Here is a 22,973-nt window from a genome sequence, read left to right as displayed (position 1 = left end):
GGCTCCATCCTCGCACCGCGCGGCATTCGGGCGCCAAGCGCCTCCGTCACGTCACACTGTGAAGCTCGCCGCGATCCGCTTCGCGGCGGCGTCGGCGGTGGCGACGCACGCCGGCAGCCCGACGCCGTGCAGCGTCGCGCCCGCGACGGCCAGGCCCGGGAGCTCGTTGACGGCGGTTTCGATGCGCGTCACGCGCTCGAGGTGCCCGGCGCCGTACTGCGGCAGGCCGCCGCCCCAGCGGGTGACCAGCGTGTCGAGCGGCGCGGCGGTGACGCCGGTGAGGCGGGCGAGGTCGTCGCGGACGGCGTGCACCAGGGCTTCGTCGTCGCCGTTCAGCGCGCCCGGCTCGCGGAAACGGCCGACGGAGCCGCGGACGAGCACCGGGCCGGCGGCGCCGTAGTGGGCCCACTTGTTGGCGGAGAAAGTGAAGGCCTTCGACGCGTAGGGCACGCCCTCGGCGTCCTTCTCGCCTGCGCCGATGAGGATCCCCGACGCGTCGGGCAGGTCGGTGCCGGGCGGCAGCGCGAGGGCGACCACGGCCATCGACGCCAGCTCGACCTCGCCGAACGCCTGGGACGCGGCCGGGACGAGGTCGGCGAGCAGCTTGCGCGCGGCGGGGGCGGGCACGGCGAGCACGACGGCGTCGACGTCCACCGGGGTGTCCTCGGGAGCGTGGGCCGGGGCGGCGGCGCCCACGTCGAGGCGCCAGCCGTTCGCGGTGCGGGTCAGGGCGCGGACGGTGGCGGAAGTGCGCACGGTCGCGCGGGACAGCTCGCGCAGGCGGTCCAGGAGTGTGGTCAGGCCGCCGGTCAGCGTGCCGAACACGGGCGCGATGCCGGGGGTCTTCGGCAGCAGGGCGGCCGCGGCGTCGGTGAGCGACCCGGCGCCCTCGGCGACGGCCTTGGCCAGGCCGGGCATGGTCGCGCGCAGGCCGAGGCCGTCGGCGCCGCCCGCGTAGACACCGCCGAGCAGCGGGTCGACGAGCCGGTCGACGAGCTCGTCGCCGAAGCGGGTGCGCAGCAGCGGGCCGAGGGCCACGTCGGCGGCGGTGAGCTCGACGGGGCCGAGGGAGCGTTCCTTCTCGACGGCGAGGCGGCCGTCTTCCGAGAGCACGCCGGCCACGGCGTCGGCGGAGGCGGGCACGCCCATGACCGTGCCGGGCGGGAGGCCCGTGACGGTGCCGCCGGCGTGGATCTTGGCGCGCGCCTTCGTGGGGTGGACCAGGTGCTCGCCCAGCCCGACCTCGGCGACCAGCGCCGTGACCTCGGGCCGGCGGGCGAGGAAGGCTTCGGCGCCGACGTCGTAGGGCACGCCGCCGACCTCGGCCGTGCGGAGCTTGCCGCCGACTGCGGGGGCGGCTTCGAAGACGGTGATCGCGACGGCGTCGCCGAGCAGCGTCCGCAGGCGGTAGGCCGCGGTCAGGCCGGAGATGCCGCCGCCGACGACGGCGACGTGCTTCACAGCGAGTGCACCAGCTCTGCGACGCGGGTGAGGACCTCGGGCTCGACGCTCGGCAGCACGCCGTGGCCGAGGTTGAAGATGTGCCCGTCGGCCGCGCGGCCCTCGTCGACGATCCGGCGGACCTCGGCCTCGATCACCGGCCAGCCCGCGTAGAGCAGCGCCGGGTCGAGGTTGCCCTGCACCACGGCCGTGCCGCCGAGCCGGCGCACGGCCTCGTCGAGCGGCACGCGCCAGTCGACCCCGACGACGTCGGCGCCCGCGTCGCGCATCGCCACGAGCAGCTCGCCCGTGCCGACGCCGAAGTGGATCCGCGGCACGCCGTAGCCCGCGACGCCGGCCAGCACCTTCGCCGAGTGCGGCTGGACGAACTCGCGGTAGTCGCGCTCGGACAGCGCGCCGGCCCACGAGTCGAACAACTGGATGGCGTCGGCGCCCGCGTCGAGCTGCGCACGGAGAAACGTGAGCGCGATGTCGGCGAGGCGGCCGGCGAGCTCGTGCCAGAGCTCGGGTTCGGCGTGCATGAGCGCCTTGGTGTGCTCGTGGTTGCGGCTCGGGCCGCCCTCGATCAGGTAGCTGGCCAGCGTGAACGGCGCGCCGGCGAAGCCGATCAACGGCGTGTCGCCCAGGCGTTCCACCAGCAGGCCCACGCCCTCGGCCACACGCTCGACCTGCTCGGTCTCCAGCAGCGGAATCCCCCGCACGGCTTTGCGGTCGCGCACCGGCTCGGCCACCACGGGCCCCGTGCCGGGCACGATGTCGATGTCCAGGCCCGCGGCCTTCAGCGGTACGACGATGTCGCTGAACAGGATCGCCGCGTCCACGCCGTGCCGGCGCACCGGCTGCAGCGTGATCTCGGCGAGCATCTCAGGGTCGAAGCACGCGTCGAGCATCGCGACGCCCTCGCGCAGCTTCCGGTACTCCGGCAGCGACCGCCCGGCCTGGCGCATGAACCACACGGGCGTGCGCACGGGCTTCTCCCCGCGCGCCGCGGCCAGGAACGGCGACTCCGCCAGCACACGCCGCGCGGCGACAGCCGGGGCGGTTTCGGACGCGAAGGACTCAGACACAGACGAAAGCTCAGGCACGAAGCCCATCGTCCCACGCCTGGTGCTCCCGCCTGGGCGGGGCGGCCCCAGCGCCGGGTTCGGGCGCGTTCGTCCTCCGTTGCTCGCGGGCGGCGAGCAGCCGGCGGGCCACTCGGCGGCCTGCGCGCCCAGCCCTTCGGATCCGGTCGCCGAGCTGCGTTCCGCCCTCGCCGGGTCGGCTCCCATTGTTCCCCGACCCCCTCGGCCCGACCGCCGAAGCCGCGACCAGCACTGCCGGCCTGCTCAAGCCTCCGCGCCCGATTCGTCCGCCCCGGCGACGCGCCGGCGGGCCACTCGGTGGCCTCCGGGGTCGTGCTGTCGGACCGGCCGCCCGACCACCACTCCGGCCGGATACAAGCCGCGGCGGCCGGAGTGGTGGTCGGGCCAACCGAGCGGCCGGAAGGTTCGGCCGGCCGGCACCGATCACGCCACCGGACCGGCCGCACAACCCCAACCGGCGCTCCGGCCGCAAGCGGCCGCTGACCTCCGGTCAAGCCACGCCTGCCCACACACGCGGTCCTCGCGCTCCGCCGGCCTGCCCCGGCGAAGTTCGACCAGCCTTCCGGCCGGTTCAAGCCGCCGCGCCCGAATCACCCCGCCGGACAAGCGGCCGGCGGACGACGCAGTCCGGGCGCATCGGATCCGATCGCAGGAGTTCGGTCAGCACACAGACGCGGTTCCCGCCACGACGAAGCTCCGACCAGCACTGCCGCGAAAGCCGTCCTGATCAAGCCTCCGCACCCGATTCGTCCGCCCTGGCGACGCCCCGGCGGACCACTGGGCCGGTCGGGTCGTCCCTCGGCGCGCCTGCGTCCGCAACGGGGCGTCGCCGCCCTACAGTCGTTGCGTGACCGCGATGACGCCAGTGCCCGAACTCTTCCGCGAAGCTGTCGCGGCGCTGAAGTCCGTGCGGCCGCGTCCCGAGGTGCGGCTGGAGACCATGCGGGCGCCGCAGCGGCTGGCGCCGTGGTCGTTCGCCGTGAGCTGTGAGGTGGAGGGGCCGGCGGACGTGCTGGCGTCGGGGCGGCTGGTGCTGCTGCACGACCCCGACGGCCAAGAAGGCTGGGACGGCGTCCTGCGGCTGGTCATGTACGTGCGGGCGGAGCTCGACCGCGAGCTGGCGACCGATCCGTTCCTGCCGGCCGTCGGCTGGTCGTGGCTGACCGATGCGCTGGAATCTTCGGGCGCCTCGTGGACGGCACTGGGCGGCACGGTCACGGAAACCTCGTCGGCGCGGTTCGGCGAAATCTCCGGACCCTCGCGCACCGACGACCTCGAGCTGCGGGCGTCCTGGACGCCCACCGACGCCGCGCTGCGCGCCCACGGCTACGCGTTCTGCCAGGTGATGGCGAGCGTCGTGGGGCTGCCGCCGGTCGGCGTAACGCTGTTCGAACAGCGCCAGAGCTCCTGATCCACCGAAGTTCACCCGGACGGGCCGCCCGTCCGGCGCCTTCTCGCGCCCTCAGAACGTTCAGAAGCGCCCGAAGTGGTCTGGACAACCGACGGCACCGGCGGCGGACCGAACGCGATTCTGAGAGCCGTTCACATCCGTCCACCTGGGACCGCACGCGCTAGCACGCGCGGACGCCCACGTTCGTGAAGACCCCATGATCACGGGCTGTCATGCCCTGGTCACGCCCACAAAGCCACCCGAGACCCCCGGAGCCCCCGACACAGCCTCGCCCGGAGCCCCTCGAAGACCCTCTGTGCAAACGTGAAGAAAGTTGATCTTGCCCCGGAGGAGGGCGATTTCCGGTGTCTGGTGGACTGCTCACGAGACGTCCGAGCGGAAGCACCCGCAGGTGCACGGCCCACCTGCACGGGCGTTTCGGGTTCGGTAACTCTGTTGCATCGCCTCCGGAAGCCGTTCCGTTAGCAACGGGCTCAGCACTAGCCCGATCGTGTGACGGTGAACGCCCTGAGTGACGAGTCGTTTCAGATAGATACCCATTCGATCCCCCCGTAACGGCCCTGGGGCGGCTACAGTGCCTTCGACGACACCACTTTCGGTCTAAAGCTGGCGCGGCTGAACGGCCGAAGGTCCCGGTGCCGGTCGGGGGGCACGACCGACTCCAGGGAGGTAGTGACGTGGCTACCGTCGGCATTTCTCAGGCCGTTCGATCCACGCCAGCCGGTGCATTGCCGGCGAGCATGGTTCCGCACCCGCGGGAAGAGCTTTTTTCCGTGTTGGTGGTCGATGACCACCCGCTGTTGAGGGAGGCAATCGCAGCACGACTCGCACAGATGGGTGCGGGCACGGTCCACGAAGCCGCCACGGTGGCCGAGGCGAGGGCGCGAGCACAGGCCACCGGCCCGTGCGACCTGGCGATCCTCGATCTCGGACTGCCGGACGGCAGCGGCATCGAGCTGGTTACGGAACTCCGTAGCCACGGATGGCCGCGCGTGGTGGTGCTCGCATCGTCCGACGACCCGTACGCGGTTCGGTCGGCGTTCCAGGCCGGTGCCCAGGCGTACCTGCTGAAGTCCGCGTCGCCGGTGGTTGTCACCGACGGCGTGCGCAGGGTCCTGGAAGGCGGCGTATACGCCGACCCGAGCGTGGCCCCGGTTTTGGCGACCGGCACGCGGGTCGCGGGTACCGACAACACCCCGCGTGAGCTCTCCGCCCGTGAGGTCGAGGTGCTCCAGCTCGTCGCCGACGGGCAGTCGAACAAGGAGATCGGGGAGGAGCTTTCCCTCTCCGCGCTCACCGTGAAGTCGCACCTCTCCCGCATCGGGCGCAAGCTCGGCACGGGTGACCGGGCACAGATGGTCGCATTGGCTATGCGCGCCGGTGTGATCCGCTGACGAAGGCAGACAGAGGCCCTGCGGGGCGGGCGGACCAGGCGCGGTACGCCCGTCCCGTAGGGTCGTCAGCTATGGGAAGTGCACAGGCGGACGGCGCCCGGACCGGAGAGACCACCACCGAGGACGCCGGATCGCCCGTGCTGCTACGCGAGCCCGCCGAAGGCACACCCCCCGTGGTGACCGATCCGGCGGCGCTCGCCGAGGCGTGCGCGCGGCTCACCGCCGGAACCGGTGCCGTGGCCGTGGACACCGAACGGGCGTCCGGCTACCGCTACTTCCCCAAGGCCTACCTCGTGCAGCTGCGCCGCGAAGGCTCCGGCACGGTGCTGCTCGACCCGATCGCGCTGGCCGACGACCTCGCGCCCCTGCGCGAAGTCCTCAACGACACCGAGTGGGTGCTCCACGCCGCGTCCCAGGACCTGCCGTGCCTGGCCGAGCTGGACCTGCACCCCAAGAGCCTCTTCGACACCGAGCTGGCCGGCCGGCTGGCGGGCTACGAACGCGTGGCGCTGGGCACGCTCGTCGAACTGCTGCTCGGCTACACGCTCGAGAAGGGCCACAGCGCCGCCGACTGGTCGAAGCGGCCGCTGCCCGTCGACTGGCTCAACTACGCCGCCCTCGACGTCGAGCTCCTCAACGAGCTGCGCGAACGCCTCGAGGTCGAGCTGGAGTCCCAGGGCAAGCTCGAGTGGGCACGGCAGGAGTTCGAGGCCGTGCGCACCGCGCCGCCGCCCGCCCCGCGCGCCGAACCCTGGCGCCGCACGTCGGGCGTGCACAAGATCCGCAGCCCGCGCGGCCTCGCCGCCGTGCGCGAGCTGTGGCAGGCCCGCGACGAGCTGGCCCGCAAACGCGACCGCGCGCCCAGCCGCATCCTGCCCGACAGCGCCATCGTCAACGCCGTGACTTCCGACCCGAAGACCGTCGAGGAGCTGCAGGCCCTGCCGGTGTTCAGCGGCCGCGTGCAGCGCAAGTACACCGCCAGCTGGCTGCGGCACCTGCAGGCGGCCAAGACGCTGCCCGCGAGCGAGCTCCCCAGCCCCACCCAGCCGTCCGACGGCCCACCCCCGGTCAACCGCTGGGCCGACAAGGATCCCGACGCGGCCGCCCGCCTCTCCGCAGCGCGCGCGGCCCTTGCCGCCATCGCCGAGGACCGCCGGCTGCCGGTGGAGAACCTCATGCTGCCCGACCTCGTGCGCCGCACCTGCTGGCGCCCGCCGGCCGACCTGTCGGAAGACGGGGTGGCCGCGGTGCTGCAGGCCGGTGGGGCCCGGCCGTGGCAGGTGGAGCTGACGGTGGGGGCGCTGAGCAAGGCGTTGCACACGACGGCTGCGGCCTGAAATTCACGTGCGCCGGTGGCTCGTGAGCTACCACGCTCATGGCTGTGAACGTGCTTTCCTGCGGGCACCCGGGTCCGGCTTCGGCCACCCGCCGGTGCCCGCACCTGGGTTTTCCTGATTCCCCGCGCCATTGTCTGGTCTTCACTGGAGTCGCCAGTGAATTCGACCTGCTCTGTGAGCCCTGCGCCGACGGGCCTGCCGCCGAGCTCCGAACCATCTGCCCGCGCTGTGTCGCGGCCACGCACCAGCCCATCCACGTCGAACGCCTCGTCGGCACCCCGCAGCCGATCCATCGCGATTCACCTCTCGGCGGCACCTGGTGCACCCGCCCGTGCGCGGTCGTGCTGTGGGGTGACGAGTGCCTCGCGCCCCTGCCCGACGGCTGGCTCGCGCTGACCGCCGAGGGCCTCGTGGCTCTGCCGGACGACGGCGATCCCGAACCACTGACCGGTCCGATCCAGTTGCCCGCCGAGAAGCACAAGGCGCTGCGGATGCGCGAACCGCGTCCAGCGCTGTCCACGTCGGCCGACGGCGAACGCACCGCGGTGGTGACCGACTACGGCAGCCACGGAGTGGTTCTCGCGACGCGCACCGGCGAGGTAATCCGGTGGCTCGACATCGGGGACTACAACAGCGAGCAGGTGCCCTTCCCGTTCACCTTTCTCCCGGGGTATTTCGTCGCCGCGAGCGCGTGGAACCGGCTCGACCTGTACGACGCCGCCACCGGAGACCGGCTGCCGCTGGACGACGAAGACCCGGACTACTTCCACGGCCGTCTCACCGCGAGTCCGTCGGGCCGCTGGCTCGTGGACGACGGTTGGGTATGGCACCCGGCCGGCGTCCCGGCCGTGATCGACCTTTCGGCCTGGCTCGGCGGCGATGCACGGGCACCCCGCGACCTGCCCGTGCTCACCGACCGTGGATACGTGTGGGACACGCCGATGGCCTGGATCTCCGACGACCTGCTCGCCCTGCAGAAACCCGGCCCGGACGAGGGCGAGACGATCGACGGAGTCGAGCTGTTCGACCCGGTCACGCAGGAAAGCCGCGGGCTGTTCGCGGGGCCGAACGGTCCGATGTGGGCGGTCGAGAACCTGCTTTACGTGACCGCAGCCGGCGGCTTCGAAGTCTGGGACCCCGCTGACGGCGCCCGGATCGCGTTCGTCCCCGGGTTTCGGCCCACCGCGGCCGATCCCCGCACCGGCCGGTTCGCCGAGCTGCGCGACGGGGCCCTTCGCGTGTGGACCCGCTGACCTCAGCCCAGGCGGTCCAGAACCTCCTGCGCCGCAACGACTTCCGGATGGCCCACCGGCCACGCCACCGCCGCGAGGACCGCGCGGGCGTGGAACGCCGCCACTTCCGGGTCCGGGTGAATCTGGGCCAGGGTCCCCCGGTTGCGCAGCGTCTGGCGCCAGCCACTCCAGGACTCGGCGACCAGGGACGTCAGCAGGGAGGCCGCTTCGGGGTGGTCGTCGGTCAGAACCAGCACGTCGGCGAGGCATTGGCGGAAGAAGCCGTGGCGCGGGTGCCGGGCGGCGAGTTCGCGCAATGGCGGTACCGCAAGGGCAGGGTCGCCCTGCTCGGCGGTGATCTCCAGGCGCGCGGCCTCCGCCCAGTCGAGGTCGAAGGGCTTCTTCAAGAACGGCACGATCTTCTCGGCCAGCTCGCGCAGCGCCTCGTCCTGGCGGTCGACGTCGCACAGGGCGATGAGGTCGCCGAAGCGGGCTTCGCGGGTGAGCGGGTCGGCGTCGCCGAGTTCGGCGGCGCAGTAGCGAACCACCGACGCCGACGCGGCGACGCGTTCGTCCATGCGGTTGGCCACGCCGAGGGCCTCGACGAGCATGCGGCGGCACCAGATCGTGGCAGCCTCGGCGCCCCAGGTCTGCTCGTAGACGTCCTCGGTCTCGGCCAGCAGCGGCACGGCCTCGTCGGGGCGGCCCTGCCCGGACCACGACATCGCGAGCTGCACCCAGAGGCCCAGCGTCTCCTTGCTGCGCGGGCCGAACTCGCGGGTCATGGGCGGGACCAGCTCGCGGAAGACCGGCTCCGCGTCGCGCCATTCGCCCAGTTCGCCCAGCCGGACGGCGACCCCGAAGCGCTCCAGCAGGTCACGCGCGCCTTCCCGGCCGCGCGACCACGCGACCGATCCACGCAGCGCGGACGCCTCGTCCACCGGCCGCGAGCGGAAGAACTTCACGAGCGCCACCCCCACGACGTGTCCACAATGCGCATTATGTCCGACCAGGCGGATTGAGCAGCGCGCGGGCCGCCGCTCGCAGCGTGTCGTCCGGTTCGCCGAGGCCGGCCAGCCGGACGACGGCGTCGGCCGCTTCGCGGGCGTGGGCCTCGACGTCGAGCGCCGGGTCGTCGCGGCGCGTGATCGCGGTGCTCTCCACCAGGCCGAACACCAGGTCAGTGCGGATCGCGGGCGCACCGGCGATCCGCACGAGCGTGCCGTACGCGGCCTTGAGCTCGGCCCGCTCCGCGCGGAACCCCGCGAGGTTCGGCGACGACACCTCGGGCAGCAGGTACAGCGCGCCGATGTTGTGCCGCGCCCCGCCGAGCAGCCGCACGTCCGCGTAGGCCAGCGCCCACAGCCGCACGCTCGCCGGCTCAGCCGAGGGCGACGAGACCAGCCCGACCGCGACCGCCAGGGAAGGCCGGACCGTGGCCGCCAGCAGCTCGGCCAGGATGTCCTCCTTGGCCGGGAAGTGGTAATACAGCGACGCCTGCCGCAGGCCCGCCCGCTCGGCGATCGCGCGGGTGGTGGTCGCCGCGTACCCGGCGCCGGTGAACAGCTCCCCCGCCGCGTCGAGCACCGCCTCGCGCGCGTCCTGGCGGCTCGCCGCCGCGCCGCTCGCGCGGGGCCGCCCCACTCCCGTCGCCTTCCCGCCCACCCGACCGATCCTGCCAGGCGCCCCGCCGTGTTACGCGCGACAGCCCCTTCCGGAAACACGCGTTAACACTCGCCTTACGCGGGCGAGACGGCAGCGACCCACCGGCGGCTTAATTTCGGTCAACCGATCGAAATACCCGCCAGCAGACGGGAGCCTCGCATGCCCGCGCCCTCGGTCCCCTCCGACGACCTCACGCAGTTCGGCTATCGCCAGGAGCTCCGCCGCAGCTTGGGCGGCTTTTCCGCCTTCGCGGCCGGCTTCTCCTTCGTCTCGATCCTCACCACCGTCTTCCAGCTCTTCGGCTTCGGCTACACCTTCGGCGGCCCGCTGTTCTTCTGGTCGTGGCCGTTCGTGCTCGCCGGGCAGATCCTCGTCGCGCTCGTCTTCGCGGAGCTGGCCGCCCGCTACCCGCTCGCCGGATCCGTCTACCAGTGGGCCAAGCAGCTCGCGCGCGGTTTCGCCGGCTGGCTCGCCGGCTGGATGATGCTGCTCGGCTGCGTCGTCGCGCTCGCCGCCGCGGCGATCGCGCTGCAGATCGTGCTCCCCTCGGTGTGGAGCGGGTTCCAGCTCGTCGGCGGCGACCCGTCGGTGACGTCGCCGACCGGTGCCACGAACGCCGTGCTGCTCGGCACGCTGCTAATCGTCTTCACCACGGTGGTCAACGCCGCCGGAGTCCGCGTGATGGCCCGGATCAACGACGTCGGGGTCGCCGCGGAGCTGATCGGCGTCGTCGTGCTCATCGGCGGCCTGGCGCTGTTCGCCGTGCGCGGGCCGCAGGTCGTGGTGCACAGCGTCCCGGTGAGCGACGGCGCCTCCGCGGCCGGGATCGGCGGCGTGCTCGCTTCGGCGCTGATGGCCGCGTACGTGCTGTACGGGTTCGACACCGCGGCCTCGGTCGCGGAGGAGACGCGCGACGCCCGCCGGGCCGCACCGCGAGCCGTGCTGCGCGCGGTGCTGGTGTCCGGCCTCGGCGGCCTCGCCGTGGTGCTCACCGCGCTCATGGCCGCACCGAGCCTCACCGACGGCGAGCTCGCCGGACACGGCCTGCCGTACGTGATCACGGCCGTCTTCGGCGACACCTTCGGCCGGGTCTTCCTCGCCGACGTCGCGATCGCAGTGATCGTCTGCACGCTCACCATCCAGACCGGCACTATCCGGCTGATCTACGCGATGGCCCGCGACAACGCGTTGCCGTTCTCCGCACGCCTGTCCGGCGTCAACCCGCGCACCGGCACCCCGCTGTGGCCCGCCGTCATCTCCGGCGCGCTGGCGATCGCGCTGCTCGGCGTGAACGTCGGCAACCCGACGCTGTTCAGCACGATCACCGGCACCTCGGTGGTCGTGGTCTACCTCGCGTACCTGCTGGTCACCGGCCCGTTGCTGGTGCGCCGGCTGCGCGGGCGCTTCCCCGCCGAGCCGGGTCTGTTCTCGCTGGGACGCTGGGCGGTCCCGGTGAACGTCGCCGCGGTCGCCTACGGCGTGGTGATGATCGTGAACATCGCCTGGCCCCGCGCGGAGATCTACGACCTCGCCGGTTCGGGTTCGCCCTGGCTGCTGCTGTTCCCCGTCGAGTTCGTCGGCGCCGCCCTGCTGATCGGCTGGTTCTGCTGGCTGCGGCTGCGCCGGACCACCGCCCCCGCCCTCGAACCCGCGGTCTGAGAGGACGTCCATGAGCACCACAGCAACCACGCACGGTGCGCGCGACCACGCCCGCGCCCAAGCCGGCACGGTCGTCGACACGATGCCGACGATCCCGGCGACCGGGTGGCCCGCGCCGCCCGGAGTCGAGCCCGCCACGCTGACCTGGGCCGAGACCGTGGCGGGCGGCGGCTACACGCACAAGGTCCTCGCCCGCGGCACCCGGCTGCGGCTCACCGACCTCGAGGGCGACGCCTGCGCGCACCTCCTGCTGTTCAACGCCGACGGGCCCTGGGAACGGCTCAACGTCGCCGACACCGTGAAGGTGCAGTGGAACGCCTACCTCGGGGAATCCGTCGCACTGCTCTCGGACCAGGCCCGGGTGCTCGCGACCGTCGTGGCCGACACCGGCGGCCGGCACGACGCGTTGTGCGGCACGTCCACTGTGGACGGCAACACCGAGCGCTACGGCGACGGCGCACCTGAAGGACCCTCGCCGGCCGGGGTACCGCTGTTCACGCTGGCGGCGGCGAAAAACGGCCTGGGGCCACGGGATCTGCCGCCCAGCCTGTCGTTCTTCCAGGGCGTGCGGGTCGACGCGGAGGGCGGGCTCGAGTTCACCGGCTCCGCGGGCGCCGGGGCCTCGGTCGACCTGCGCGTCGAACTGCCGGTGGTCGTGCTCCTGGCCAACACCGCGCATCCGCTCGACCCGCGCGAGGACTACACCGTGACGCCGCTGCGCATCCTCGCCTGGCGGGACCGGCCCAGCACTCCGGACAGTCCGGAGTGGACCCACACTCCGGAAGCTCGGCGGGCCTTCGAGAACACCGCCGACTACCTCACCGCCCGGGGGCTCGCATGACCACGACCGTGCTCGACGTCGAAGTGCCCGCGCGGGCGCCGTTCTCCACCGTGCTGCGCCGCGGCCAGGAGCTCACGATCATCGACCTCGGCGGCAACCAGGCCGTCGACTTCCTCTGCTACGACGCGAACGACACCTCCCGCCGCTACAGCGCCGCGGTGACGATCGCCGCGCAGCGGAACATCTTCCTCACCACGGGCAGCGTGCTGCGCACCGGCGAGGGCGCGCCGCTGGTCACCGTCGTCGCCGACACCTGCGGCCGCCACGACACGCTCGGCGGCGCGTGCAGCAAGGAGTCCAACAGCCTCCGCTACGGCCAGCACACCCGGTTCCAGCACGCCTGCGCCGACAACTTCCTCATCGAGGGCAGCAAGTGGGGCCTCGGCAAACGCGACCTCGTGAGCAACGTCAACTGGTACATGAACGTGCCCGTCGAGGCCGACGGCACGCTCGGCATCGTCGACGGCCTCTCCGCGCCGGGCCTGGAAGTCCGGCTGCGCGCCGAGACCGACGTGCTCGTGCTCGTGTCCAACTGCCCGCAGATCAACAACCCCTGCAACGGGTTCGACCCGACGCCGGTGCGGATGGTCGTGACCGAACCGGAGCGTGCGGCGTGAAGCTGCTGGTCGCCAACCGCGGCGAGATCGCCGTGCGCCTGCTGCGCGGAGCCCGCGAGCTGGGCATCCCCACCGTCGCCGTGTACTCCGACGCCGACCGCACCGCACCCCACGTCCGCCTGGCCGACGAGGCCGTGCGGCTCGGCCCGGCACCCGCGGCCGAAAGCTACCTGCGGGCCGACGCGATCATCCGGGCCGCGCTCGACACCGGGGCGGACGCGATCCACCCGGGGTACGGCTTCCTCAGCGAGGACACCGCGTTCGCCCGTGCCTGCGAGAGCGCCGGGATCGCGTTCGTCGGCCCGGCGCCGGAGCACCTGGAGGTGTTCGGCAGCAAGCACACCGCGCGCGAGGCCGCGATCGCGGCCGGGGTGCCGTTGCTGCCCGGCACCGGGCTGCTCGGCGACCTCGACGAAGCCCTGGCGGAAGCGGCCGGGATCGGCTACCCGGTGATGCTCAAGGCGACCGGGGGCGGCGGCGGGATCGGGATGCGCGCGTGCGCGTCGGCCGAGGAGCTGTCCGCCGCGTGGGACACCGTGCGCAGCGTCGCAGCCAAGAGCTTTGCCAGCTCCGGCGTGTTCCTGGAGCGGCTGGTGACGAGCGCCCGGCACGTCGAGGTGCAGGTCTTCGGCGACGGCGCCGGCGAGATCCTCGCGCTGGGCACGCGCGACTGTTCGCTGCAGCGGCGCAACCAGAAGGTCGTGGAGGAGTGCCCGGCGCCGGATCTGCCGGACGCGGTGCGGCGGCAGCTCGCCGACGCGGCCGTGGCGCTGTGCTCGTCGGTGCGCTACCGCTCGGCCGGCACGGTCGAGTTCGTCTACGACCCCGTCCGCGAGGAGGCCGCGTTCCTCGAGGTCAACACGCGGCTGCAGGTCGAGCACCCGGTGACCGAGGCGGTGTACGGCATCGACCTGGTCGGCTGGATGCTGCGGCTCGCCCAGGGCGACCGAGGGATGTTCGCCACCGCACCCGGAACCACCGCACCCGAGCCGCGCGGGCACGCGTTCGAGGCCCGCGTGTACGCCGAGGACCCGAGCGCGAACCACCGGCCGAGCGCCGGACTGGTCACCGGCGTCTCGCTGCCGCCGGGCGTCCGCGTGGACACGTGGATCGAGGCCGGCACCACCGTCACCACGCACTACGATCCCCTGCTGGCCAAGGTGATCTGCACCGGAACCGATCGCGCGGACGCGCTGGCGAACCTGCGTGCGGCCCTCGCGGCCACCGCTGTCGGCGGGCTGCGCACCAACCTCGGCCAGCTCCGCGCCGCGGCCGTCGATCCGGCGTTCACGAGCGCCACTCACGACACCGCCACGCTCGACGGCGTCACCGACGACGAGCCGCGGATCGACGTCGTGCGCGGGGGCACGATGACCACCGTGCAGGAGTGGCCGGGCCGCACCGGGTTCTGGCACGTCGGGGTGCCGCCGTCCGGCCCGATGGACGACCTGTCGCTGCGGCTGGGCAACCTGGCGCTCGGCAACCCCGAGGGCGCGGCCGGCCTGGAGTGCACTGTGGACGGTGTCACGCTGCGGTTCTCCACCGACACCACCGTCTGCGTCACCGGCGCCACCGCACCCGTGCTGCTCGACGGCGCCCCGGCTCCCGGGTGGACGCCGATCGTGGTTCCGGCCGGCGGCACGCTCGATGTCGGCGCGGGCACGGCCGGGCTGCGCAGCTACGTGCTCGTGCGGGGCGGGCTCGCCGTGCCCGAGTTCCTCGGCAGCGCGGCGACGTTCACGCTCGGCCGGTTCGGCGGCCACGGCGGCCGGGCGCTCGCGGCGGGCGACGTGCTCACGCCCGGCGCCGAGCCCGCGGACCCGGTCGCCGGCGCCGTCCCCGCCGGCGACCGGCCGCGGCTGGGTACACAGTGGACGATCGGCGCATTGGAAGGACCGCACGCCGCACCGGAGTTCTTCACGCCGGCCGACATCGAGACCTTTTACCGCACCGACTGGCAGGTGCACTTCAACTCCGCGCGCACCGGCGTCCGGCTCGTCGGGCCGCGCCCGCAGTGGGCGCGGGAGGACGGTGGTGAAGCCGGGCTGCACCCGTCCAACATCCACGACACGCCCTACGCGATCGGCGCCGTCGACTACACCGGCGACCTGCCGATCCTGCTGGGCCCGGACGGCCCGAGCCTCGGCGGGTTCGTGTGCCCCGCGACGGTCGCCACCGGCGAGCGCTGGAAACTCGGCCAGCTGCGCCCGGGTGACACCGTGCGCTTCGTCCCGATCGACACCGACCACGCCGCGGCCCTGCGCCGCCGACCGGCGGTGCCGCTGCTCGCCAGCCGAGACGCCCTCGACGACGGCGGCGTGCTCGCCCGGCGGACCGCGCAGGACGGCGAGCCGTCGGTGACCTACCGGCGCAGCGGCGACGACAACCTGCTCGTCGAATACGGCGACATGACCCTCGACCTCGCGCTGCGGATGCGCGTCCACGCGCTGGCCGAGCGGCTGGCCGCCGAAGGTGTGCCGGGGATCGTCGACCTCACGCCGGGCATCCGGTCGCTGCAGGTGCACGTCGACCCGGACGCGCTCCCGGTCGGCAAGGCCCTCGGCCTGGTGCGCGAGCTGGAAGGCGACCTGCCGGGCACCGCGGACCTGGTGGTGCCCAGCCGCGGGGTGCGGCTGCCGCTGTCGTGGGACGACCCGGCGACGCGCGAGGCGATCGAGCGGTACATGACGGGCGTGCGCGACGACGCCCCTTGGTGCCCGTGGAACATCGAGTTCATCCGCCGCGTCAACGGTCTGTCTACTGTGGACGAGGTCTACCGCACGGTGTTCGACGCCGAGTACCTCGTGCTCGGCCTCGGCGACGTCTACCTCGGCGCGCCCGTCGCCACCCCGCTGGACCCGCGGCATCGGCTGGTGACCACGAAGTACAACCCGGCCCGGACGTGGACGGCCGAGAACTCCGTCGGCATCGGCGGCGCCTACCTGTGCATCTATGGAATGGAAGGGCCGGGCGGGTACCAGTTCGTCGGCCGCACCGTGCAGGTGTGGAGCGGCTGGCACCAGCGCGGTGCGTTCGAGCCGGGGTCGCCGTGGCTGCTGCGGTTCTTCGACCGGATCTCGTGGTACCCGGTGTCGGCCGACGAACTGCTGGACCTGCGGGCGCGCGGCTCCGCCGGGCAGCTGGAGCTCGACATCACCGACGGGGAGTTCCGCCTCGCCGACTACCAGCGGTTCCTCGCCGACAACGCCGAGAGCATCGCCGGGTTCCGTGCCACGCAGTCGGCGGCGTTCGAGGCGGAACGCCGCGCGTGGGCCGCCGCGGGCGAGTTCGACCCGAAGCCGGAACCCGTCACGAGGCCGCCGGCCCGCGTGCAGGCACCGCCGGGCGGCCACGTCGTCGAGGCCCCGTTCGCCGCCACGGTCTGGCGGGTGGACGTCGAGCCCGGCACGCGGGTGGACCACAGGCAGTCGCTGGTCACGCTGGAAGCCATGAAAACCGAGGCGCGCATCCCCGCGCCCGCCGACGGAAAGGTGCTCGAGGTGCTCGTGTCCCCCGGTGACCAGGTCGCGCCCGGTACCCCGCTGGTGGTGCTCGGATGATCCGCGAACGCGTGCACGCCGCTTACCGGCGGATCGAGCAGGTCGACCGGCCCGAAATCTGGGTCGACCTGCGCCCGGAGGCCGAACTGCTGGCCGAAGCCGAAGCACTCGAGGTTCGGTACACCGCCGGGGATCCGCTCCCGCTCTACGGGCGGCTCGCCGCGGTCAAGGGCAACATCGACGTCGCCGGGTTGCCGACCACCGCCGGGTGCCCGGCGTATGCCTACGAGCCCGAAACGGACGCACCCGTCGTCGCCCGGCTGAAGGCGGCGGGTGCGCTGGTGCTCGGCACGACGAACCTCGACCAGTTCGCCACCGGGCTGGTCGGCACGCGCAGCCCGTACGGCGCGGTGCGCAACGCGATCGATCCGGCGTACGTGTCGGGCGGGTCGAGCTCGGGGTCCGCGGTCGCCGTCGCGCTGGGGATCGCGGATCTCGCGCTCGGGACGGACACGGCGGGCTCGGGCCGCGTCCCGGCGGCGTTCAACGGGATCGTCGGGCTGAAGTCGACGCCGGGGCTGCTGCCGACGGACGGCGTTGTGCCGGCCTGCGCGAGCATCGACTGCGTGTCGATCTTCGCGCGCACGGTGGGCGAGGCGGAGCTCGCGCTGCGGTGCCTGTCGAAAGAGGGCGCGGTCCGGATCGGTGTCCCGGCTTCCCTGGGCCCACTGCAGGACGGCTGGGCCGAGGCGTACGCCGCCGCGGTGGCGGACTACGCCGCGGCCGGCGCGGTGGTGACCACTGTGGACTTGTCGCCTTTTCTCGCCGCGGCGCGGCTGCTGTACGAGGGTTCGTTCGTCGCCGAGCGTTACACCGCCGTCGGCGAGTTCGTCGAGAAGCACCGCGACGACGTCGACCCGACCGTCGCGGGCATCATCACCGCCGCCCGCCACCTCCCCGCGCACCGGGTGTTCGCCGACCGGGCCACGCTCGCCGGGCTCAAGCGCGAGGCCGATGCCGTGCTCTCCACTGTGGACGCCCTGTTGCTGCCGACCACCACCGGGCACCCGACGCTCGCCGAGGTGGCCGCGGACCCGGTCAGCACGAACGCCGCCCTCGGCCGCTTCACGAACTTCGCCAACCTGCTCGGCTTGTCCGCGCTCGCCGTGCCCGCGGGGACGGTCGGCGGGCGACCGTTCGGGGTGATGCTCGTCGGCCCGGCCAACGCGGACTCGAAGCTGGCGGCGCTGGCCCGCGGCGTCGAGAATCGTGTGCGCTTGGCCGTCGTCGGGGCGCACCTGCGGGGGCAGCCGCTCAACCACGAGCTGACCTCGCGCGGCGGCCGCTTCGTCGCCGAAACCGAGACCGCGCCCGAGTACCGGCTGCACGCGCTGGCCACGACCCCGCCGAAACCGGGGCTCGTGCGCGTGGCCGAAGACGGTGTCGCGATCGCGGCCGAAGTGTGGGACCTCCCGGTGGCCGGCTTCGGCGCGTTCGTGGCGGCGGTCCCGGCACCGCTGGCAATCGGACGGGTGCGCCTGCACGACGGTTCGGAGGTCTCGGGGTTCCTGTGCGAGCCCGCGGCGCTCGCCGCCGCGGAGGACATCTCGGCGAAAGGTGGCTGGCTCGCCCACCTGCGTTCCTGAGGGCCGGGGCCGCCCGGGAGTGTGCCGTCGCCCACTCGTCCGGGCCACTCCCCTGGTTACCCGTGGGTAACAAGGGCTATCGTGCGGACAGGATTTCTGTCTACTTCAGGAGCATTCGTGGCCGCACCAGCAACGCCGCCTCTTGCGCCGACCGCGCGTGGGGTACGCAACGTCGTGTTCGTCGAAGGGGTACGCACCCCCTTCGGCAAGGCGGGTGACAAGGGCATCTACGCCGGGACCCGCGCGGACGACCTGGTCGTCAACGCCATCCGTGAGCTGCTGCGGCGGCACCCCGAGCTGCCGCCCGAGCGCGTGGACGACGTCGCCATCGCCGCGACGACCCAGATCGGCGACCAGGGCCTGACCATCGGGCGCACGGCCGCCCTGCTGGCCGGCCTGCCGAAGTCCGTGCCGGGTTTCGCGATCGACCGCATGTGCGCCGGCGCGATGACGGCCGTGACCACGGTCGCGAGCGGCATCGGCTTCGGCGCCTACGACATCGCCATCGCCGGCGGCGTCGAGCACATGGGCCGCCACCCGATGGGCGAGGGCGTGGACCCGAACCCGCGCATCATCGCCGACAAGCTCGTGGACCCGACCGCGCTCGTCATGGGCCAGACCGCGGAGAACCTGCACGACCGGTTCCCCGAGATCACCAAGGAGCGCACCGACGCCTACGCCGCGCGCAGCCAGGAGCGCTACGCCGAGGCCGTGAAGACCGGCAAGATCGGCCCGGAGCTCGTGCCGGTCGCGATCCGGTCGAAGGAACTGGGCTGGGGCCTCGCGACCGAGGACGAGCCGCCGCGCCCGGGCACGACCGTGGAGCAGCTGGCGAAGCTGAAGACGCCGTTCCGGCCGCACGGCCGCATCACCGCGGGCAACGCCGCGGGCCTCAACGACGGCGCCACCGCGTCGCTCCTCGCCGACGAGGAAACCGCGCGCGAGCTGGGCCTGCCCGTCGCGATGCGGCTGGTCGGCTACTCGTTCGCCGGCGTCGAGCCCGAGGTCATGGGCATCGGCCCGATCCCGGCGACGGAGAAGCTGTTCAAGCGCACCGGGTTGTCGATCGACGACATCGGCCTGTTCGAGATCAACGAGGCGTTCGCCGTGCAGGTGCTCGCCTTCCTCGACCACTTCGGCATCGACCAGGACGACCCGCGCGTGAACCAGTGGGGCGGCGCGATCGCGTGCGGGCACCCGCTGGCCTCGTCCGGCGTGCGGCTGATGACGCAGCTGGCGCGCCAGTTCGCCGAGCGCCCCGACGTGCGCTACGGCATGACCACCATGTGCATCGGCATCGGCATGGGCGGCACTGTGATCTGGGAGAACCCGGCGTTCGAGGGGGCGAAGTAAATGACTTTCACCGCTGAAGAGGCCAAGGCCGCGTTCCCCGACGAGGTCGTGACCACCGCCGTCACGCGCCTGGTGAAGGTGCCCGGGCTCGCGAAGCCGGTCGCGCTGATCACGCTCGACAACGGCCACGACCACACCCGGCCGAGCACGTTCGGCCCGCAGGGCCTCGTGTCGCTCAACGCCGCGCTCGACGTGGCATTCGAGGCCGAACCCGCGGCGATCGCGGTCACCGGCAAGCCGTTCATCTTTGCCGTCGGCGCGGATCTGTCCGGTGTGGAGGCCGTGTCGGACCCGGCGCTGGCCCGCAAGATCGCGCAGACCGGCCACGACGTGTTCCGCCGGCTCACCGAGTCGACGATCCCGACGTTCGGCTTCGTCAACGGCGCGGTGATGGGCGGCGGGCTCGAGCTCGCGCTGTCGTGCCACTACCGCACGCTGTCGGAGAACACCGCCGCGATCGCGTTCCCCGAGGTGTTCCTCGGCCTGTTCCCGGGCTGGGGCGGCACGCAGCTGCTGCCGAACCTCATCGGGGCCGACGCCGCCGTGACCGTGATCATCGAGAACGCGCTGGCGCAGAACAAGATGCTCAACGTCAAGCAGGCGGCCGAGCTCGGCATCGTGGACGAGGTGTTCGGCTCGGCCGACTACCTCGAGCAGTCGCTGCTGTGGCTCGCCAAGGTCGTGAACGGCGAAGTCACCCCGGCCCGGCGCGACATCGACCGGGGCGCCGGCTGGGACGCGGCCGTCGCGCGGGCGAAGTCCATCGTGGACGGTCGCACGCACGGCGCGTCGCCGGGCGCGACGAAGGCCGTGGAGCTGCTGGAGCTGGCGCGGGAGAACGATCTCGACCGCGGGTACGCCGCCGAGACGGACGGGCTGGCCGAGCTGCTGATGTCCGACGTGCTGCGCGCCGGGCTGTACTCGTTCAACCTCGTGAACAAGCGCGCTAAGCGGCCGGCCGGTGCGCCGGACAAGTCGTTGGCGCGCAAGGTGAACAAGGTCGGCATCGTGGGCGCGGGCCTGATGGCGAGCCAGCTCGCGCTGCTGTTCGTGCGCCGTCTCAAGGTGCCGGTGGTGCTCACCGACGTCGACCAGGCACGCGTCGACAAGGGCGTGGGTTACGTCCACGACGAGATCGACAAGCTGCTCGCCCGCAAGCGCGTGTCGCCGGACGGCGCCAACCGGCTCAAGGCGCTGGTGACCGGGTCGCTCGACAAGGCCGCGTTCGCCGACGCCGACTTCGTGATCGAGGCCGTGTTCGAAGAGCTGGGCGTGAAGCAGGCGGTGTTCGCGGAGCTGGAGCAGCACGTGTCGCCCGAGGCGATCCTGGCGACCAACACGTCGTCACTGTCGATCACGGCGATGGCCTCGAAGCTGCAGCACCCCGAGCGCGTGGTGGGTTTCCACTTCTTCAACCCGGTCGCCGTGCTGCCGCTGCTGGAGATCGTGCGCGGCGAGCAGACCGATGACGCCACGCTCGCCACGGCGTTCTCGGTCGGCAAGCAGCTGAAGAAGTCGAGCGTGCTGGTAAAGGACGCCACGGCGTTCGTCGTCAACCGGCTCCTGCTGCGCTTCCTCGGCGAGGTGCTGGTGTCCGTCGACGAGGGCACGCCGTTCGAGGTCGCGGACTCGGCGCTGGAGCCGCTCGGCCTGCCGATGTCGCCGCTGAACCTGATGCAGCTCGTGGGCCCCGCCATCGCGCTGCACGTGGGCGAGACGCTGCACGGCTCGTTCCCCGACCGCTTCACGGTGAGCGAGAACCTCGCCAAGTTCGTGCAGGCGGGCAAGAAGGGCGTGTGGACCTGGGACTCCTCGGGCACCGCGTCCGTCGACCCGGAGGTCGACGCCCTCTGGACGCGCGGCGGGTCGCCCTCCACGGCCGAGCAGGTGCGTGACCGCGCGCTGAACGCGATCGCCGAGGAGATCCGCATCATGCTCGACGAGGGCGTGGTCGCGGAAGCGCAGGACATCGACCTGTGCCTGCTGCTGGGCGCGGGCTGGCCGTTCTGGAACGGCGGCATCACGCCGTACCTGGACCGCGCGGGGGTTTCGGAGCGGGTGAACGGTAAGCCGTTCCTGGCTCCGGGTGTGGCTTCGGTGCCGGTGGCTTGATGTTCTCGGGGCGGCTGTCCTGTGTGGACGGCCGCCCCGGTTCGGCGCTTACGCGCAGACGTCGCCCTGTGCCTCCGGGGCGTACTTTTCCTGCGCGGCCTCGAGGTCGAACGTCTTTGTCTTCTGCGCGTCCGGGAACCGCTGCTTCAACTCCGCGGCGTAAGCATTGAGGTCGGTGCCCGGCACCGGAAGCACGGCCACCGTCGCCGGCATGGCGCTCTCACTCGTCGCGGCGATTTTCGCCGGATCCTGCTGGTAGATCTTCTTGAACTCCATCCAGGTCAGGGCCTGGGTGTCGAGGTAGACCCGGCGGGCCTTCGGGTCGTTCCGGAGCACGGCGGCGGCGCTCCGCATCGCATCGTCGTCGCGGAAGTAGACCTGCACGGCCATGCAAGACTGATGTCCGGTTGTCGGCGGCAATGTCCGGTTCGCCGCCAACACCACGGGCCGCACCGCCCCGGCGACGAGGAACGCGGCACCGGCGCCCACCCCGAGCGCAACCACCATGACGGGCGCGAGCCAGCGCCACAAACGAATCCCCATGCGCCGATTCTTCCTGACCCGTCAGAACTCTCCCGCGCGCGGGCAGGCCGGGCCCCTTTTGTCCGGCTCCAGCTTGTCCCTGACGGCATTGATGTCGAAGGGCTGGGCGTTCTTCGCGGTCGGGAACCGCTTGCCGAGCTCTGTCGCGTAGGCGGTGAGGTCGGTGCCCGGCACGGGGATCACGGTCACCGAGGCCGGCATGTTCTCCGGGCCTGCCTCGGCCAGCAGATCGGGGTGGTCCTTGAACAGCTCCTGGAAGCGCACCCACGCCTCGGCCTGGGTCTCGGTGTACACGCGCCGCGCCTTCGGGTCGTCGGCGAGCGCGGCGGCGGCCCTCCGCATCTCCTGGTCGAGATCCCGCCCGGGCGCACCGGCGTCGAAGAACACCTGAACGGCCGCGCACGGCCGATGCCCTGCCAGCGGCACCGGTGTGCGATCCACCGGCAGCGGAGCCGGCCGCACGGCCGCCCCGACGACGAACGCCAGCCCGACGCCCGCGCCCAGTGCGAGCACCAGCACCGGGGCGAGCCAGCGCCAGATACGAATCCCCATCATTCGATCATCACCCACGCGGCCGGGACCGGTCCCCGTCAGTACTCGCCCGCACGTGGGCAGGTCGGGGCGTCGCGAGGTTTGCCGAACTTCTCGTTGAAGGCGTTGACGTCGAGGGAGTAGACCTCCTGCGCGTCCGGGAAGCGGGTCTTCAGGCGGGCGGTGTAGGCGACGAGGTCGGTGGCGGGCGGCGGCACGACGGTGACCACCGCGGGCGAGCTCTCCTCGCCGCCCAGGCCGTTCAGGATCTCCGGATGGTCCTTGAAGCCGTCGCGCAGAGAGAGGAAGGACTCATGTTTGGTCTCGACGAAGACCAGCCGCGCGTCGGGATCGTCGTGGAACGAGCCGGCCGCGCGCCGCATCTGCTCGTCGGTGTCGAAGTACGCCTGCACATCCCGGCACAGCTGGTGTGCGGCGAGCGGCACCGGCGTGCGGTCGATCGGCAGCGGATCCGGCCGCACGGCCATGCCGACCACGAAGGCCAAGCCGACACCCGCGCCGAGCGCGGCCACGAGAACAGGCGCCAACCAGCGCCACAAGCGAATCCCCACGCACGATCATCAGC

General features: G+C 72.5%; 18 protein-coding genes. 11 read left to right on the top strand and 7 right to left on the bottom strand.

Annotated features, from left to right (window positions below):
* Positions 1 to 51: 51 nt before the first annotated feature.
* Both hemG and hemE read right to left on the bottom strand, forming a co-directional pair.
* Positions 52 to 1,461 (bottom strand): protoporphyrinogen oxidase, encoded by a 1,410-nt coding sequence (gene hemG / locus K1T34_RS31420; RefSeq protein ID WP_220238374.1) that lies wholly within the window; start codon positions 1,459 to 1,461, stop codon positions 52 to 54.
* Positions 1,458 to 2,555: a uroporphyrinogen decarboxylase gene (gene hemE, locus K1T34_RS31415; protein ID WP_220238373.1), complete on the bottom strand. Its 1,098-nt coding sequence runs from the start codon at positions 2,553 to 2,555 to the stop codon at positions 1,458 to 1,460. Before hemE ends, hemG begins: the two co-directional genes overlap by 4 nt.
* An 838-nt stretch (positions 2,556 to 3,393) precedes the next feature.
* On the opposite strand from hemE, the gene K1T34_RS31410 reads away from it, so the two are divergent.
* From K1T34_RS31410 to K1T34_RS31395, 4 genes are all read left to right on the top strand, one after another.
* On the top strand, positions 3,394 to 3,957 hold the full coding sequence (locus K1T34_RS31410) for a DUF3000 domain-containing protein (RefSeq protein WP_220238372.1): 564 nt from the start codon (positions 3,394 to 3,396) through the stop codon (positions 3,955 to 3,957).
* Between the two features lie 677 nt (positions 3,958 to 4,634).
* A complete protein-coding gene (locus K1T34_RS31405; RefSeq protein WP_033261886.1) occupies positions 4,635 to 5,351 on the top strand; it encodes a response regulator transcription factor in 717 nt (238 codons plus the stop codon).
* A 71-nt stretch (positions 5,352 to 5,422) separates the two neighbouring features.
* Positions 5,423 to 6,688: a ribonuclease D gene (locus K1T34_RS31400; RefSeq protein ID WP_220238371.1), complete on the top strand. Its 1,266-nt coding sequence runs from the start codon at positions 5,423 to 5,425 to the stop codon at positions 6,686 to 6,688.
* A gap of 44 nt (positions 6,689 to 6,732) precedes the next feature.
* Positions 6,733 to 7,941, top strand: coding sequence for a hypothetical protein (locus K1T34_RS31395; RefSeq protein WP_220238370.1), 1,209 nt, complete (start codon positions 6,733 to 6,735; stop codon positions 7,939 to 7,941).
* Positions 7,942 to 7,943: 2 nt separating this feature from the next.
* Here the strand turns inward: K1T34_RS31395 and K1T34_RS31390 are convergent, their stop codons facing one another.
* Complete coding sequence (locus K1T34_RS31390; protein WP_220238369.1) at positions 7,944 to 8,900, bottom strand: hypothetical protein; 957 nt, start codon at positions 8,898 to 8,900, stop codon at positions 7,944 to 7,946.
* Positions 8,901 to 8,919: 19 nt separating this feature from the next.
* Complete coding sequence (locus K1T34_RS31385) at positions 8,920 to 9,585, bottom strand: TetR/AcrR family transcriptional regulator (RefSeq protein ID WP_220238368.1); 666 nt, start codon at positions 9,583 to 9,585, stop codon at positions 8,920 to 8,922.
* A gap of 159 nt (positions 9,586 to 9,744) precedes the next feature.
* On the opposite strand from K1T34_RS31385, the gene K1T34_RS31380 reads away from it, so the two are divergent.
* From K1T34_RS31380 to K1T34_RS31350, 7 genes are all read left to right on the top strand, one after another.
* The gene (locus K1T34_RS31380) at positions 9,745 to 11,244 is read left to right on the top strand and encodes an amino acid permease (protein ID WP_220238367.1); all 1,500 of its coding nucleotides are present in this window, start codon (positions 9,745 to 9,747) and stop codon (positions 11,242 to 11,244) included.
* Between the two features lie 10 nt (positions 11,245 to 11,254).
* A complete protein-coding gene (locus K1T34_RS31375; RefSeq protein ID WP_220238366.1) occupies positions 11,255 to 12,085 on the top strand; it encodes an urea amidolyase associated protein UAAP1 in 831 nt (276 codons plus the stop codon).
* Positions 12,082 to 12,702 (top strand): urea amidolyase associated protein UAAP2, encoded by a 621-nt coding sequence (locus tag K1T34_RS31370; protein WP_220238365.1) that lies wholly within the window; start codon positions 12,082 to 12,084, stop codon positions 12,700 to 12,702. The genes K1T34_RS31375 and K1T34_RS31370 overlap by 4 nt, the downstream gene beginning before the upstream one ends.
* Positions 12,699 to 16,262 carry an urea carboxylase gene (uca, locus tag K1T34_RS31365; protein WP_220238364.1) on the top strand — a complete coding sequence of 1,188 codons (3,564 nt, stop codon included), beginning with the start codon at positions 12,699 to 12,701 and terminating at the stop codon, positions 16,260 to 16,262. Before K1T34_RS31370 ends, uca begins: the two co-directional genes overlap by 4 nt.
* Complete coding sequence (locus K1T34_RS31360) at positions 16,259 to 17,848, top strand: allophanate hydrolase (protein WP_220238363.1); 1,590 nt, start codon at positions 16,259 to 16,261, stop codon at positions 17,846 to 17,848. Before uca ends, K1T34_RS31360 begins: the two co-directional genes overlap by 4 nt.
* A 117-nt stretch (positions 17,849 to 17,965) precedes the next feature.
* Positions 17,966 to 19,201 carry a thiolase family protein gene (locus tag K1T34_RS31355; RefSeq protein ID WP_220238362.1) on the top strand — a complete coding sequence of 412 codons (1,236 nt, stop codon included), beginning with the start codon at positions 17,966 to 17,968 and terminating at the stop codon, positions 19,199 to 19,201.
* Complete coding sequence (locus tag K1T34_RS31350; protein ID WP_220238361.1) at positions 19,202 to 21,313, top strand: 3-hydroxyacyl-CoA dehydrogenase NAD-binding domain-containing protein; 2,112 nt, start codon at positions 19,202 to 19,204, stop codon at positions 21,311 to 21,313. It begins immediately after the preceding gene.
* Positions 21,314 to 21,361: 48 nt separating this feature from the next.
* Here the strand turns inward: K1T34_RS31350 and K1T34_RS31345 are convergent, their stop codons facing one another.
* From K1T34_RS31345 to K1T34_RS31335, 3 genes are read right to left on the bottom strand one after another with little or no spacing between them, the layout of a single operon-like run.
* On the bottom strand, positions 21,362 to 21,856 hold the full coding sequence (locus tag K1T34_RS31345) for a hypothetical protein (protein ID WP_220238360.1): 495 nt from the start codon (positions 21,854 to 21,856) through the stop codon (positions 21,362 to 21,364).
* A 21-nt stretch (positions 21,857 to 21,877) separates the two neighbouring features.
* Entirely contained in the window at positions 21,878 to 22,408 is a 531-nt protein-coding gene (locus tag K1T34_RS31340) for a permease-like cell division protein FtsX (RefSeq protein ID WP_220238359.1), read from the bottom strand.
* A gap of 38 nt (positions 22,409 to 22,446) precedes the next feature.
* Positions 22,447 to 22,959 (bottom strand): hypothetical protein, encoded by a 513-nt coding sequence (locus K1T34_RS31335; RefSeq protein WP_220238358.1) that lies wholly within the window; start codon positions 22,957 to 22,959, stop codon positions 22,447 to 22,449.
* Between the last annotated feature and the right edge of the window lie 14 nt (positions 22,960 to 22,973).

The organism is Amycolatopsis sp. DSM 110486, from assembly GCF_019468465.1.
In the GTDB taxonomy this organism is placed as follows: Bacteria; Actinomycetota; Actinomycetes; order Mycobacteriales; family Pseudonocardiaceae; genus Amycolatopsis.
The sequence above is the reverse complement of the archived record's forward strand: the minus strand, read 5'-3'. Positions and strand labels throughout refer to the sequence as shown.